Genomic DNA, 14,910 nt, shown 5'->3' with positions numbered 1-14,910 from the left:
AATGGAAGTTTTCTTCTGCCCACTAGAAAGAGTCCTATTTCTCCTTTCTGTAATTTTTCGATTGAACTTGGTATAATCGAAAGGGAAACTAATTATAGTAAGAAATTATTTGAATTAAGAGAGTTGATAAATATGAATCATGAAAAACTATCGATGAGATTAGAACGTGTTGCCATACATATACCAAAAGGAAGCATCCTTGCAGATATAGGTTCCGACCATGCTTACTTGCCATGCTATGCGGTGACTAACGGCTTGTGTGACAGCGCAATAGCAGGCGAAGTTGTAGAAGGGCCATATCAGTCAGCACGCAAGCAAGTGGCAATGACGGGGCTTGGGGACAAGATAGAGGTCCGTAAAGGAGACGGGCTTGAAGTATTGAAGCCAGATGAAGCGACTTGCATTACGATTGCAGGCATGGGAGGGACTTTAATATCAAGTATATTGGAAAGCGGAAAAGGCAAACTTGGCAAGGCGGAAAGGCTTATCCTTCAGCCTAATGTCGGTGCAGCGAATGTTCGCAGCTGGCTAATCGAAAACGGCTGGGAGCTTAGTGGAGAGGAAATCCTTGAGGAGGATGGGAAAATCTACGAAATCCTAATTGCCGAAAAAGGGGACCCGCTCCGCCCTTATCTGTTAAACAAGCAAGCGGGCATCACATTCGGTCCATACTTAAGAGAGCAATTCAGTGACATTTTCATAAAAAAATGGCAGCTAGAGAAAAAACATTTGGAAAGAATCATCGAACAATTGGACGAAAGCGGAAGAAGCGGACTGGAAACGAAGCGCAATGAATTAAAATCCCAAATTTCCGTTATTGAGGAGGTGCTTAAAGGTTGAAGACAGTGAATGGCCACAAAATCATTGAAACGTTTGAACAATTCTCCCCAAAGCATTATGCAATGGAGGGAGATCCAATCGGGCTGTATGTCGGTCAGCTCAATAAGCCGGTTACTAAAGTACTGGTTGCCCTTGATGTGCTGGAAGAGGTAGTAGACGAAGCGATAGAACTTGGCGTGGAATTGATCATCGCCCATCATCCGCTTATTTACCGACCATTGAAAAGGATCGATACAAACACTGCTGGAGGCCGCATCATCGAAAAGCTGATCAAACATGATATCGCTGTTTATGCTGCGCATACCAATTTGGATGTCGCTAAGGGCGGAGTAAATGATTTACTAGCCGAAGCGCTGAAATTGCAGGACACAGAAGTATTGATACCAACTCACGAGACAGCTCTAAAGAAATTGGTCGTATATGTTCCAAAGACCGACGCACAAAAGGTGAGGGAAGCCCTAGGTAAGGCAGGGGCCGGAGCGATCGGGAATTACAGCAATTGTTCGTTTTCGGGGGAAGGTACCGGACGATTCTTGCCAGGTGAAGGCAGTGAGCCGGTAATTGGCTCCCAAGGAAAGCTTGAAGAAGTAGCTGAAATGCGGGTCGAAACGATATTCCCGGAAAATATCGAGAAGAAAGTGCTATCTGCGATGATCAAAGCCCATCCATATGAGGAAGTTGCTCACGATATATATAAACTGGAGAATAAAGGCGAGTCTCTTGGCTTAGGAAAGATCGGTGTACTTCCTGAAGAAATGACACTTGAACAATTTTCCGAACATGTGAAGCGGACACTTGATGTTGAAAAGGTGCGTGTCGTTGGCGATTTGCAAAGCACGATCAAAAAAGTGGCTGTGTTGGGCGGGGACGGCAATAAATACTTTACGACAGCGAAATTCAAGGGAGCTGATGTATATGTTACAGGTGACATGTATTACCATACAGCCCATGACGCGATGATGCTTGGATTGAATATCGTGGATCCAGGCCACAATGTTGAAAAGGTGATGAAAAAAGGTGTGGCAACAATCCTTGAAAAAATGTGCCGCGAAAAGAACTACGATGTTGAATTCATTCCATCCCGGCTGAATACTGACCCTTTCCGCTTCATTTAAATAACATAACAAAGGCAGCCCTTAATGGCTGCCTTTGTTTTTTGGTGCATCATTTCTTCACTTTAATCTTAGGTAAAATTTTATGCAATGGCGTTTTCTTTTCGGTATTCCAAGTCGATTCATCATTTGCTTCATATTGCTCTAGAAATGCGATAACTTCCTTCGTGATCGGAGTTGGTGTTGAAGCCCCCGATGTGACGGCAACCGTTTCTGCATCTTTTAGCCATTCAAGGTTCAGCTCGGAAATGTCAGCGATCCGATAAGCTCTCGTGCCGGCAATCTCTTGGGAAACTTGTGCAAGGCGGTTTGAATTATTACTCTTGGGATCTCCGACAACGATTAAAACATCAGCTTCACCAGCTTGCTCGGCAACCGCTTCTTGGCGAACTTGTGTCGCTAAACAAATTTCCTTATGGACTTCGGCATGTGGGAACTTTTCCTTGACCTTATCCATGATATCCAAAACATCCCATTGGCTCATCGTTGTTTGATTGGTGACAATGATTTTATCACTATTCAAAGTCAAGGCTTCCACATCTTCATCCTTTTGAACCAAGTGAACGACATCGGGAGCAACTCCGACAGCACCCTCTGGTTCCGGATGGCCTTTTTTGCCAATATAAATGATTTGATAGCCTTCCGCTTGTTTTTCCCGAATTAAGTCATGTGTTGCGGTAACATCGGGACATGTTGCATCGAGCGTCACAAGACCTTTTTTCTCGGCAATCTTCCTGATCTCAGGGGAAACGCCGTGAGCAGTAAAGATGACGGTTCCGCTGTCCACCTGTTCGATGATATCGTTGCGGTTGCTGCCGTCCAACGTGATGATGCCTTCTTCTTCAAACGCATCCGTCACATGTTTGTTATGCACGATCATTCCTAAAATGTAAATGGGACGTGGCAAGGTTTTATCTAAAGCCGCATTTCGGGCGATTACCATGGCATCGACAACGCCATAACAATAGCCGCGCGGGGAAATTTTAATCACTTTCATCTATGTGTCCTCCTTCAAGGCAAGAAACTCTCACTTTTTATACCTTTCTATTATATAAGACCATAGATGATATTACAAAACATCATATTTACATAAAATCAGTTATGTGTAAATTTGTGTAGCCTTTAAATATAAAGCTTCGGACCGGATGACCTTTCCCTTTTGGTTTCGGTACGGACTTGGGAGATGGGGTTAGCTTCTTTAGCTTTTTCTTTTTTCTTCGAATCCGTTTTTACTTTACTGTTTTTTTGTGCCTCAACATTTGGCCCGCTTTCAACGGAAGCACCCTCGTCCTCGCTAGCACCGGCTGATGAAATGCTCCGAAAAACTTTCCACATGGAAGGCAGGTTTTTAATCACTGGTCCGTATTGTTCCACCATAGGCGTGAATTGCTCCGCTGCTTGCAACACTTTTTGCGTGTTGGAAAGCATATTATTAAGGGACTCGGGGTTCTTTAATGTTTCTAAGATACCGCCTCCGCTGCTTCTTGAAGAACTTTGGTTAGTGGAAGCGGCTGGCGCAAACAAATTTGGCGAAGCTGCTTTTTGTTTCGACTTACCGAGTATTTTCGACAATAACCCTTCTTTCTTTGCTGGCGGCATTTCCTGCCGCTGCGGGTGGATGAAAGGTCCGCGGAAACCTTGAGGTCCCTGTGGCACCTGCCGTATGTTTTGAACCATCGGCCGCTGCATCTGCTGATAGGGGTGGTGGATTTGCGGTGACTGTCTGAATGGAGCAGGCTGTTGCTGCATCCTTCGACCATTGGGTGGCTGAAAACCGGGTCCGGGTTGACGATTTCTATTTGGGAACATAGGTTTCACCTCCTGAGATTTTTATATGCTGGTGTTATCTTCTATATAAATTATGCAACTCGACAAAAAAGGTTTGAGGAAAGAGTGACTGGGCAGTTGTGAAGTAACCGGAAAGAAGGTAAGATGGTAACGGTAGTCTTTTAGCTCCATGTCTGCGGGGGATACGCTATGACCAGGACAGGGGCTTTTCGTTTGCAAGAGTCCATTTTAAGAGAACTAGCCTCAGCGCATGCGCTTTTGTGATTGAAGTAAATGGGTCAACGTGAAAAAAGTAGATGGCCTGCCCCATTATGGGACAATCCCTATTTTCTTCACGAGCAACCCAGGTGCTTGCGCTTTTTGAGTAATCCAGCTTCAGCGCCTAGCTCGTTGTGAAAAAGAGGATTGCCCTCACAAGGCAAAAAGCGCCTTATGGGACAATCCCTATTTTCTTCACGAGCAACCCAGGCGCTTGCGCTTTTTGTGTAAAATTTATTATAATAACAGGACATGTCTAATGAATGACAGGATAAAGGAGTTTTTTGATGAAACAAAATCAATTTGAACGATTTAATTTGAAAAGCTACATTCTAGATGCAGTTCGTACTTTAGGGTTCGATAAGCCGACGGAAATTCAAGAGCGCGTGCTTCCGTCGCTTTTAAAGGGAAGTAGCTTAATTGGACAGTCGCAAACAGGTACAGGAAAGACACATTCCTATTTGCTGCCGATCATGAACAGGCTTGATGCTGGTAAAAATGAGGTTCAAGCGATTATTTCCGCACCAACCCGTGAGTTAGCGAACCAAATCTACAAAGAAGCTTTGAAAATTGCTGACCATTTCCCTGAGGATGAGCAGATTCAAGTCCGTTGTTTCATCGGTGGTACTGATAAACAGCGAATGATTGATAAATTGAAGACACAACCGCAACTGGTAATCGGTACGCCAGGCCGGATCAAGGATTTGGTTGAAGCTCAGGCACTTCAAGTGTATACAGCAAAAATGCTTGTAGTCGATGAAGCGGACCTTATGCTAGACATGGGATTCCTTGAAGATGTCGATTTATTTGCATCACGTATGGCTGAAAAAATTCAAATGCTTGTCTTTTCGGCAACCATCCCGGAAAAATTAAAGCCGTTTTTGAATAAATATATGGAGAACCCAAAGTATGTTCAAGTGAATCCCAAGCAGGCGACCGCTGCGAAAATTGAACATGTTCTGGTACCGCTTCGCCACCGAAACAGAGAGCAGTTACTTCATGATATCATCGTTCGATATAATCCATATTTGGCGATTGTTTTCACGAACACAAAAAAAATGGCGGATCATGTGGCGAATTCCTTGATCGAAAAAGGGTTGAATGTCGGCCGTATTCATGGGGATTTAACGCCTCGTGAGCGTAAAAAAATGATGAAGCAAATCAATGATTTGGAGTATCAATTCATCGTTGCGACAGATCTGGCTTCCCGTGGAATCGATATTGAAGGTGTAAGTCACATCATTAACTATGAATTGCCTTCAGATTTGGATTTTTACATCCATAGGACGGGAAGGACGGCTCGTGCAGGATATTCCGGCATTGCCACTACCATTTATGATACATCCGATGAAGATTCATTGAACCGCCTTGAAAAAATGGGCATTGAATTCCGTGATGCCGATATCCAAAACGGTGATTGGGTGGATATCGACGAACGTAATAAACGGAAAAACCGTAAAAAACAAAAATCTGAAATAGATGTTAAAGCGAGCAGGCACGTCAAGAAGCCAACTAAAGTCAAACCAGGATACAAGAAGAAAATTCAACGAGATGTGGAGAACTTTAAAAAACGCGAACGTCGTATACAGAGAAAGAAATAGGGGAGAAAACAGATGTTGAAGATTGGATCGCATGTTTCAATGAGCGGGAAAGGTATGCTTCTTGCTGCGAGTCAAGAAGCGGCTTCGTATGGCTCCAACACATTCATGATCTATACAGGGGCCCCTCAAAACACAAGACGTAAAAAAATCGAGGATTTAAATATCGAAGCCGGAAGACTGCATATGGAGGAGAATGGGATCAGCGATATCGTTGTCCATGCCCCGTATATCATTAATATTGGAAATACCACGAATCCTGCCACATACGAGCTTGGAGTCAACTTCCTACGCAGCGAAATCGACCGGACCGAAGCGATTGGCGCCAGGCAGATCGTACTTCATCCAGGTGCGCATGTTGGTGCAGGCAGTGAACTGGGCATCAAGAGAATCATCGAAGGTTTGAATGAAGTGCTTACTGCCGACGATAAAGTTCAGATTGCCCTTGAAACGATGGCGGGTAAAGGTTCTGAATGTGGCAGGTCTTTCGAGGAGCTGGCAATGATCATTGATGGTGTGACCCATAATGAAAAATTATCGGTATGCTTCGATACTTGCCATACTCACGATGCAGGATATAATATCATCGAGGATTTTGATGGCGTACTGAATGAATTTGATAAATTGGTCGGTGTTGACCGCATCAAGGTCCTTCATATAAACGATAGCAAGAACGAACGCGGCATGCGTAAAGACCGCCATGAAAACATTGGATTTGGCCATATCGGTTTTAAGGCGTTGAATGATATTGTCCACCATCCGCAATTAAGCTCTGTTCCGAAAATCCTGGAAACACCTTATGTAGGGGAAGACAAAAAAGACAAAAAGGCACCTTATAAATTTGAAATTGATATGTTCAAGAATAATCAATTTGATGAAGATTTATTGGAAAAGATCAGATTTCAACAATAATCATAAAAGAAAGGGACGATTCATCGAAATAAAGATGAATCGTCCTTTCATTTTGCATTTGGATTAAGTATGCTCTGATAACGACTTTAAGCAGCTGGCTTAAGATCTTTAAAAAGTGGAAGTAAGGTTGTTGAAGAGGGATTCTATTTCCCTGGCTGTGCTTGCTCCGGCGACTTTTGTTATTTGACCAAGTACGTTCTGTCTTTGACGTATATCAAAAATGTTAATATTTTTACCTGCTAGAAGTGCAGTGATATCCTGTGCTTGTTTTTGAGTGAGTGCAACCTTATGCTGTTTAGCAAGGGAAAGCAGTTCATCGGGGCGTATACTGTTGATTTTATGATTGACCATCATTTCAAATAATTTCAAACGATCTCCTCCTTTGTTAAAACATATGAAGGAGTAAGACGTATGTGAACATGAAACTTTGTTAGATTACGGTAATTTGGTTAAACTAACATTTTTTGTGGTTCAGGGCGTACCGGCACTTGTTCAGAGGACCGGATTCTTTACATCTGGGCTTCTTTGATTTATACTAACGATTGTTAATCGTAATGATTCTTAAAAAAAAGGTGATCTCTTTGGATAATGCAGTAAACCCCATAGTTAAATTTGAAGATATATCTTACAAATATACAAAAGATCTAGTGCTGGAACATGTTTCGCTTGAAATCCCTAGAGGGGCCTTCTTAGCTATCGTTGGGCCGAATGGATCCGGTAAGTCAACACTTTTGAAGTTGCTGCTTGGTCTGTTCAAGCTCCAAAAGGGAAAAATAGAAATATTCGGGGAAGACATACGACGCTTTAAAGATTGGCAAAAGGTCGGTTTCGTTTCCCAAAAGGCGAACTCCTTCAACTCTGGGTTTCCTGCCACAGTATTTGAAGTGGTTCAGAGCGGTTTGACCAAAAAAATCGGTTTGTTTAAGTTTGCAGGCAAAGAGGATAAGCAAAAGGTGAAGAAGGCTCTGGAATCCGTTGATATGCTTGAGTATCAGAACCGCAATATCGGGGAATTGTCCGGAGGCCAGCAGCAGAGGGTGTTCATCGCCCGTTCACTGGTCAGCGAGCCGGAATTGATGATATTGGATGAACCCACGGTTGGCGTTGATTCAAAAAACGTCCACCAATTTTATGAAATGCTTGAGATGTTGAATAAAAAATTAGGAATAACCCTGATTTTAGTAACCCATGATGTTGGTACTGTGACCGATAAAGTCACACATGTCGCCTGCTTAAATAAAAAGCTTCATTTTCACGGGGATGCCTGTGAATATAATGAGTTGGATGAAGGTGAGCTCTCGTCCATTTATGGACATGGGGTCCAATTTTTAAATCATGATCATTAATATGTTTTGGAGGATAGCCCAATGATATCGGGGATATTGCAATTTGAATTTTTGCAGAACGCATTCTTGACCGGAATCATCATCGGAGCGATTGCGCCATTAGTGGGCGTTTTTGTCGTGGTAAGGCGGATGTCGATGATTTCCGATGCGCTCAGTCATGTAGCGCTTGCTGGAATAGCGTTTAGTTTATTGCTGCAGAAGAGTTTTCTATCTTTAGCAGGATTGAATCCGCTTTATATAGGAATGGCGTTTTCTGTAGGTGGTTCATTATTCATTGAAAAATTAAGAGGGGTGTACAAGCATTATCAAGAGCTTGCAATCCCGATCATAATGTCAGGCGGCATGGGTCTTAGTGTCATTTTCATATCCATTGCAGATGGTTTCAATACCGATTTATACGGTTATTTATTCGGCAGTGTCAGTGCCGTCAGCCGGGCGGACTTGTATGTCATTTTGGCAGTGGGGATAGTCGTAGCCTTGATGCTCACCCTATTGTATAAAGAATTGTTTCTGTTATCTTTTGATGAAGAGCATGCGAAAGCGTCTGGAATACCTTATAAAGCGATTCATTTTATTTTTATTGTCATGGTCGCATTGGTCATTGCCGCTTCCATGAAAATCATTGGCATATTACTTGTTTCTTCGCTCATGACTCTCCCGGTAGCTGCTAGTCTTCGCTTTGCGAAGGGTTTTAAGCAGATGATAGGTTATTCGGTATTATTCGGTGAAGTTTCCGTCATAGGCGGATTATTCTTATCATACAACCTTGACCTGGCTCCTGGCGGGACCATTGTAGTAATAGCTGTACTAATTCTCATCTTGTCAATTTTGTTTGATAAGTGGAAAAATCGATAGATGGGGTGATGTATTATGAACGTAACTACTGCCATGCAATTATTAAAAGATAAAGGTTTTAAGCATACAGGAAAGAGGGAAGAAATGCTTCAGCTTTTCTCTTCAAGCGATAAATATTTAACGGCCAAAGATGTATTGGAGAATATGAAACAGGATTATCCAGGTTTAAGCTTCGATACGATTTATAGAAATCTTTCCCTATTTGTCGAACTGGGCATCTTTGAAGCGACCGAGTTGGAAGGGGAAAAGCGTTTTCGTTTTACATGCGGTCATTCCTCCCACCATCACCACTTCATCTGTTTGAATTGTGGAAAAACGAAAGAAATCGAATTGTGCCCGATGCAGGAACTTCAGGAAAGCTTGAAGGACTACGATGTTTCGGGACATAAATTTGAAATTTACGGACGCTGTCCCGCATGCAGCGTATCTTTGGAAGCATAAAAACCATTGACCTCCAGTCAATGGTTTTTTCTTGATTCATTTTATGGTTGCCGGTTGCACTGCCATCCAATTATTCACCCAGACAGAGGCTTCTTGCCAATTGTTGACCCGAACCACCCTTTCAGGCACGGGATCTTGGTTGTAAGGAGTATTAAATAAAATTACGGGTATTTTACACTCTTCCGAAATCGCCACTGCATTATCGTGCTTGTCCTCTAAAAAGAGATCGACTTCGAATTTTTTGGCTGCAGCCACTTTATCGTGTGAACCTACAAGCTCAATATGATCATATAGGACTTCATTCGCCGTGAACCAATTTTTGGTTACATCCAATAAACGGTTGCTCCTGGCACTGATGAAATAAAGGTTGGCTTGTTCTGTCCATTTTTCCAATACATCTTTCGCACCTTCAGCCAATAATGATTCGGAATAGATGAGTGGCTCGCTCTCAATGAACCATTTAGTGAAATCCTCTTTTGGAACATTCACGAAGGGTAATAAGTCATATTCAGTAATGTCTTCATAAGCTAAATTCAGCTGAAAAGCTTTATTTAAAAAAGGGACCATGGAGTCAGGTCTTGTAACAGTCCCGTCTATATCGATGCCAAAACGTTTTTTCATGATGAATCTCTCCCTCATTTTCAATACTTGTAATAGTGTAACATATCCCATCATAGCTTTGGTAAAAACCCGTATTTTTTTCCAAGACATGAAACCATTTTCACGATGGGTTCCGCAATTTTTACATACACTATAAATGCTTCACAAATGAAAGTGAGGGATGCACGAATGGAAAAAGATCAATACTCCAGTATTGACGATGAAATGCAATTGGCGAAAGAGGGCAGTGAACCAACCGTTGTGGATGATCAGCATCATGAGCGGTATTATAATGAAGATACACCTGAAGATGACAGACGATATGAAAGTCGTGGAACCATAACCAATATGGATAACCGGTATCAGGAAGAAACGTCTGCCGAAATTTCAACACCGCCTCAGCGAATCAGGGCTTATAAGGATGACGAGCCTGCAGGTGCAGATGGTTCTGGGGATGTGGCATCAAGAGGGAAAGCGATTGGTGTCATAGCTTTGATCATCTCCATTTTATCTTTATTCATGATGCCTTTCATTTTAGGGATTGTGGGTATCATTGTAGGGATAGTGGCCAGAAGCAGGGGATCGAACTTGGGTACTTGGGCCATCGTCATTGGTGCAATCTCCATCATCGTTGGCATATTCATCCTGCCGTTCTTTTAACATCATTAAACCCTTTGATGTCATTTTTCAAAATGAATCAAAGGGTTTTTCAAATGGCATAAAACAAAAAATCCCGATGATGAAAATTCGGGATTCTTTGTTTTATTTATTTAATAAAGCTGCTGCAGCTGCTTCGGCTCTTTGTTTCTCATAGTACTCTTCAGCGATTTTGTCAATTTCCTTTTTAAGTTCCTCGACCATCGTTTCTTCAGGCACTTTACGTACAATTTGACCTTTTCTAAACAGTAAACCTTCACCACGGGCCCCGGCTATGCCAATATCAGCCTCCCGGGCTTCTCCAGGGCCGTTTACCGCACAACCAAGCACTGATACCTTGATTGGTGCTTTAACCGTCTGGATGTACTCTTCAACTTCATTGGCGATGGAAATCAAATCAATCTCGATTCGACCGCAAGTAGGGCAGGAAATTAAAGTGGCCATGTTGGAAGCAAGGCCAAATACTTTTAGAAGCTCCCTTGCCACCTTCACCTCTTCGACAGGATCGGCACTTAAAGAAACACGCATCGTGCTTCCAATACCCTGACTTAGGATGGCACCTAGTCCGGCCGCGCTTTTTACGGTTCCGGAGAACAGTGTACCTGATTCCGTGATCCCAAGATGTAAAGGATAATCGAATGCTTTAGAAGCTTTTTCATATGCCTCGATGGCTAAATTCACATCGGATGCCTTCATGGAAACGATAATGTCATGAAAATCCAAATCTTCCAGTATCTTGATATGGTGTAAAGCACTTTCTACCATTCCATCAGCAGTCGGGAAGCCATATTTATCGATGATTTTCTTTTCTAGAGAACCAGCATTGACCCCGATGCGGATTGGGATTCCTTTAGCCTTCGCAGCTTTCACGACTGCTTCAACCTTTTCACGGCGTCCGATGTTACCAGGATTTATTCTGATTTTATCCGCTCCGCCTTCGATTGCCTTCAAAGCAAGTTTATAATCGAAATGAATATCGACTACAAGAGGGATGTTTATCCGTTTTTTTATCTCAGGGATTGCATCAGCTGCCCTTTCATCCGGACAGGCGACACGTACGATTTGACATCCCGCTTCTTCAAGGCGAAGGATCTCTGCAACCGTTGCTTCAACATCATGTGTTTTTGTCGTTGTCATGCTTTGTACTATAACTTCATTATTGCCGCCAATCGTTAAGTTTCCGACTTTGATTGGCCGCGTCTTGGTGCGATGTATGATTTCACTCAAGTGGAATTCTCTCCTTTAGGAAAAAATCAGTTTTGATTTTTAATTTGCTTCTCTGAAATATTGTATCAATGTACATACCGCTTGACAAGGAAATAGGACGCATAATCTTTTTTCATTACGAGACATTCCCTATTTTCTGGATATACTCAGTATGGGGAAATCCCCCTTAATGGTTCTTGTGAAGGGGCAGTTTCCCATTAGGGGGTTATTTATAAACGGGAATCTTATATGATTTGCCAATCTGCATATCTTCGGGCTTCAATCCTTCATTCAAACTTTGAAAGTCAGAGATGATCGTTTCGATTGGCTGATTGGATCCGCCTTTTTCCGTTTCGACGATGGAAAGTAAGGTATCACCCGGTTTCATGGTAATTTCTTTATAAGCGGCAGATGGTACGGATGCAGGCTGGCTGGCCGGGACGGCCGGTTCGCCTGTAGAGGCCGGTGGATGGGAAGCCGGCAGGGTACCCGTAGTCATATCAAAATAAATAATAAATAAAGTGAAACAGAATGAGATAAAAAGCAGTAGCCGTTTCAATTTTCCATCCTCCCAAGCTTGTCTTTAATTCATCTATACTTGGAGGGGTCAAAAAATATGCCTGAAAATGGGCGATTTTTCAAATGGAATGTGAGAGTGACCATTCATATTTTCTATTTCAGTTTAGTAACATTCTTATTATTTGAATTAGTGCTAAGAAAGGAGCGAATTTCCTTTAGGGTCAGACCACTCTTTTTTGCCTCCATTATGAGTAACAACCACTGTACATCAATATGACTCTCCTTCACGTCTATCACCTCTTAAATACTATTTCAACCATAAGTATAGGAATAACTTAGTGAGTATTTTGTCGAATTAAGTAGATATAAAAAAATGATGACTATAGTCATATGCTGCAAAGGCATGGATACCCGATTTTATTCTTTAGCAAGGTGGTCGAATCTCAGTTTGCAGACAAAAGGGGTTCATCTAAATTTTAAACAAGTTGATTGGAACAGGTGTGCGAGACTCCTGTTTAGAAAAGCGCGTCTATGGAGACTCCGCAGGCGCAAAGAGCGCCGAGTGCGGACCGTCCCGGAAAGCGAGTGCCCTACGCTCCAATCAACGTTCCAATCAACGTTCGAATTTTACAAATCCTCAAGTTAAAAAACGTTCCAGCTGATTTCAGAAATTCGCTCCCTTTCCGCCGACTGTCTGCCAAGCCTCCTCGGCGCAAGCGCCAGCGGTGTCTCGGCTAGCCAGTTATTCGGCAGGAGTGTCGCAAATTTTTTCAATCCATTGAGGGTTTAAATAAGACAGTCAATAACCAGGAATCTTGTCCTAAAATCATAGTAAAGTTCCATCTGAATTTTAAAACAAAGTCGATTGGAGTGAGTGCCCTACGTTCCAAAAGAACGTTTGAGTTTTACAAACCCTCAAGTTAAAAACGTTCCAGCTGATTTCAGAAATCCGCTCCCTTTCCGCCGCCGACTGTCTGCCATGCCTCCTCGCGCAAGCGCCTGCGGTGTCTCGGCTAGCCAGTTATTCGGCAGGAGTGTCGCAAATTTCTTCAATCCATTGAGGGTTTAAATAAGACAGTCAATAACCAGGAATCTTGTCCTGAAATCATAGTAAAGTTCCATCTGAATTTTAAAACAAAGTTGATTGGAGTGAGTGCCCTACGTTCCAAAAGAACGTTCGAATTTTACAAATCCTTAAAAGACTGTAGGCAAACTTGATTCTCATCGAGTTTGCCTACAGTCTGAGTCCGGATCTTTTTTAATGTCATTTTGTGATCTTATTGGCTGATGTTTCTTTAATGGATAAATATAACATCATCAGTGTCACAAACCAGCTAATGATGGAAGCGAATGGTACAATTGCTTGAAAAGCATCCATGATGGTGAAGAATACGGTGGCAAGCGTTATGCTGTAAGCACCGATTCTCCATAGATGCCTATAGGAAAGAGGACGGCCAAGAGCATTTTTGAAAAAAAGACCGAAAGCGGCAAGGATTGTCACTTTAATGAAGATTCCGCTAGCGGTAAACAGGTATAATATAATTAGAAGCAATGTAAGGATGATAGGAAGCACAGATTCAACTGAATCAAGCCAAGTGGATATTTCCTGATTGTCTCCCTCCAGAACTGAATATGGAGAGGATTGCACGTTGCCTCCGGATACGAAAACCAGATCAGACTTTAAAAGCGCGACAGCCTCATCAGCTTTTGCAGCTACTTCTTCCGGGGTCAAGGCTCCCGTGCCATCTACAAATATTTGATATCCGTTTTTATTCAGGCTAAATGGCTCATCTTGTTCAGTCGTCAACGTGCCATTTTTGATTTCAAATGCCGGTAAGTCTTCGGATACTGTTTCGTGCATGGCATCTATCCCGTCAACTACCATTGTCCCGAAATAAAAAGCTGAAGGGAGAAAGGCAATGAGACTTATAAAGAAAACGAATAAAATCGTTTTCCCGATACCTTGGTTTTGAAAGGAAGCGATATCTTTAGGAGAATATAAGCTTACCCACAGTTGTTTGAATATGTTCAATGTTTTCAGCACCTAACTATATAAGATTCCTAACCAATTTTAACTATATGGGAAAAATAAAACAACCTGTATTCTGCTTCATTGGTTTTAACCATCAGTAATGAGGTAATTATGGAGAGATAAAGTCAAATTATAAATGAAATGAGAAAGGGGCGTTTTAGTTATGGATACACTATTTTGGATAATAATTACCCTCATGTTCATAATGGGATTTGTCGGTCTGATTTTTCCAATCATCCCAAGTGTTTTGTTCATTTTCGGCGGAATATTGCTATATGGACTATTTTATTCTTTTGAAACATTTGGCTGGTTTTTCTGGACGGTCCAAATTTTATTCGTCATACTTTTATTCGCAGCTGATTATATTGCGAACATGGTCGGGGTCAAAAAGTATGGCGGCACGAAAGCAGGGATATGGGGCAGTACGATTGGGCTTCTGGTCGGGCCATTCGTGATTCCGTTCGTCGGAATACTAATAGGTCCATTCATCGGGGCATTCCTGGCAGAGCTCCTAGTACATAAAAAAGACCCGGTTACTGCTTCCAAAATCGGCCTTGGTTCCGTTGTAGGCTTTATAAGCAGCGTCATCACAAAAGGCATCATTCAACTTCTGATGATTGGATATTTTCTATTCGTGGTATTCTCATAGGAAATTTAATCGAAAAATGAAAAATTGAGGCATAAGGTTTGAAACGGTTACAAAAATTTGATACTCTATTGCTAGCGAGCTTTAGGTATCTTTCGAG

Annotated in this window: 17 protein-coding genes; 9 read left to right on the top strand and 8 right to left on the bottom strand. The window is 42.2% G+C overall.

What is annotated here, in order from left to right; all coding sequences use genetic code 11:
• The first annotated feature begins 132 nt into the window (after positions 1 to 132).
• Together J7E52_RS04395 and J7E52_RS04390 are read left to right on the top strand one after the other, a co-directional pair.
• The gene (locus tag J7E52_RS04395; RefSeq protein ID WP_214743868.1) at positions 133 to 840 is read left to right on the top strand and encodes a tRNA (adenine(22)-N(1))-methyltransferase; all 708 of its coding nucleotides are present in this window, start codon (positions 133 to 135) and stop codon (positions 838 to 840) included.
• Positions 837 to 1,955, top strand: coding sequence for a Nif3-like dinuclear metal center hexameric protein (locus J7E52_RS04390; protein ID WP_214743867.1), 1,119 nt, complete (start codon positions 837 to 839; stop codon positions 1,953 to 1,955). The genes J7E52_RS04395 and J7E52_RS04390 overlap by 4 nt, the downstream gene beginning before the upstream one ends.
• Before the next feature lie 49 nt (positions 1,956 to 2,004).
• Here J7E52_RS04390 and J7E52_RS04385 read toward each other — a convergent pair whose 3' ends face one another.
• On the bottom strand, positions 2,005 to 2,949 hold the full coding sequence (locus tag J7E52_RS04385; protein WP_048685698.1) for a 4-hydroxy-3-methylbut-2-enyl diphosphate reductase: 945 nt from the start codon (positions 2,947 to 2,949) through the stop codon (positions 2,005 to 2,007).
• Between the two features lie 125 nt (positions 2,950 to 3,074).
• The gene (locus tag J7E52_RS04380) at positions 3,075 to 3,761 is read right to left on the bottom strand and encodes a YqfQ family protein (protein WP_214743866.1); all 687 of its coding nucleotides are present in this window, start codon (positions 3,759 to 3,761) and stop codon (positions 3,075 to 3,077) included.
• Positions 3,762 to 4,285: 524 nt separating this feature from the next.
• On the opposite strand from J7E52_RS04380, the gene J7E52_RS04375 reads away from it, so the two are divergent.
• On the top strand, positions 4,286 to 5,599 hold the full coding sequence (locus tag J7E52_RS04375) for a DEAD/DEAH box helicase (RefSeq protein WP_214743865.1): 1,314 nt from the start codon (positions 4,286 to 4,288) through the stop codon (positions 5,597 to 5,599).
• Between the two features lie 12 nt (positions 5,600 to 5,611).
• Positions 5,612 to 6,508, top strand: coding sequence for a deoxyribonuclease IV (locus J7E52_RS04370; RefSeq protein WP_214743864.1), 897 nt, complete (start codon positions 5,612 to 5,614; stop codon positions 6,506 to 6,508).
• Between the two features lie 108 nt (positions 6,509 to 6,616).
• Here J7E52_RS04370 and J7E52_RS04365 read toward each other — a convergent pair whose 3' ends face one another.
• Complete coding sequence (locus J7E52_RS04365; protein ID WP_063233031.1) at positions 6,617 to 6,877, bottom strand: DUF2624 family protein; 261 nt, start codon at positions 6,875 to 6,877, stop codon at positions 6,617 to 6,619.
• 212 nt (positions 6,878 to 7,089) lie between these two features.
• On the opposite strand from J7E52_RS04365, the gene J7E52_RS04360 reads away from it, so the two are divergent.
• The 3 genes from J7E52_RS04360 to J7E52_RS04350 are packed head-to-tail and all read left to right on the top strand — an operon-like array spanning position 7,090 to position 9,150.
• A complete protein-coding gene (locus J7E52_RS04360) occupies positions 7,090 to 7,854 on the top strand; it encodes a metal ABC transporter ATP-binding protein (RefSeq protein ID WP_286197438.1) in 765 nt (254 codons plus the stop codon).
• A 21-nt stretch (positions 7,855 to 7,875) separates the two neighbouring features.
• On the top strand, positions 7,876 to 8,709 hold the full coding sequence (locus J7E52_RS04355) for a metal ABC transporter permease (RefSeq protein ID WP_214743862.1): 834 nt from the start codon (positions 7,876 to 7,878) through the stop codon (positions 8,707 to 8,709).
• 15 nt (positions 8,710 to 8,724) lie between these two features.
• On the top strand, positions 8,725 to 9,150 hold the full coding sequence (locus J7E52_RS04350; RefSeq protein WP_034308449.1) for a Fur family transcriptional regulator: 426 nt from the start codon (positions 8,725 to 8,727) through the stop codon (positions 9,148 to 9,150).
• A gap of 36 nt (positions 9,151 to 9,186) precedes the next feature.
• Here J7E52_RS04350 and J7E52_RS04345 read toward each other — a convergent pair whose 3' ends face one another.
• Entirely contained in the window at positions 9,187 to 9,771 is a 585-nt protein-coding gene (locus J7E52_RS04345) for a 5' nucleotidase, NT5C type (RefSeq protein ID WP_214743861.1), read from the bottom strand.
• A 168-nt stretch (positions 9,772 to 9,939) separates the two neighbouring features.
• On the opposite strand from J7E52_RS04345, the gene J7E52_RS04340 reads away from it, so the two are divergent.
• A complete protein-coding gene (locus J7E52_RS04340) occupies positions 9,940 to 10,410 on the top strand; it encodes a DUF308 domain-containing protein (protein WP_286197436.1) in 471 nt (156 codons plus the stop codon).
• 102 nt (positions 10,411 to 10,512) lie between these two features.
• On the opposite strand, the gene ispG is transcribed toward J7E52_RS04340, so the two are convergent.
• The 4 genes from ispG to J7E52_RS04320 form a co-directional block, all read right to left on the bottom strand.
• Positions 10,513 to 11,634: a flavodoxin-dependent (E)-4-hydroxy-3-methylbut-2-enyl-diphosphate synthase gene (gene ispG / locus J7E52_RS04335; RefSeq protein ID WP_214743860.1), complete on the bottom strand. Its 1,122-nt coding sequence runs from the start codon at positions 11,632 to 11,634 to the stop codon at positions 10,513 to 10,515.
• A gap of 205 nt (positions 11,635 to 11,839) precedes the next feature.
• Positions 11,840 to 12,172 (bottom strand): LysM peptidoglycan-binding domain-containing protein, encoded by a 333-nt coding sequence (locus J7E52_RS04330; RefSeq protein ID WP_214743859.1) that lies wholly within the window; start codon positions 12,170 to 12,172, stop codon positions 11,840 to 11,842.
• A gap of 113 nt (positions 12,173 to 12,285) precedes the next feature.
• Complete coding sequence (locus tag J7E52_RS04325; protein ID WP_309476850.1) at positions 12,286 to 12,420, bottom strand: anti-repressor SinI family protein; 135 nt, start codon at positions 12,418 to 12,420, stop codon at positions 12,286 to 12,288.
• A gap of 976 nt (positions 12,421 to 13,396) precedes the next feature.
• Positions 13,397 to 14,164, bottom strand: coding sequence for a DUF1189 domain-containing protein (locus J7E52_RS04320; RefSeq protein ID WP_214743857.1), 768 nt, complete (start codon positions 14,162 to 14,164; stop codon positions 13,397 to 13,399).
• A gap of 163 nt (positions 14,165 to 14,327) precedes the next feature.
• Here J7E52_RS04320 and J7E52_RS04315 point away from each other — a divergent pair, with 163 nt between their 5' ends.
• Positions 14,328 to 14,813, top strand: coding sequence for a DUF456 domain-containing protein (locus J7E52_RS04315; protein WP_214743856.1), 486 nt, complete (start codon positions 14,328 to 14,330; stop codon positions 14,811 to 14,813).
• Positions 14,814 to 14,910 lie beyond the last annotated feature (97 nt).

This window comes from Bacillus sp. ISL-34 (genome assembly GCF_018613325.1).
Classification (GTDB): Bacteria; Bacillota; Bacilli; order Bacillales; family DSM-1321; genus Peribacillus.
This window is presented reverse-complemented; position numbering and strand designations above follow the sequence as displayed.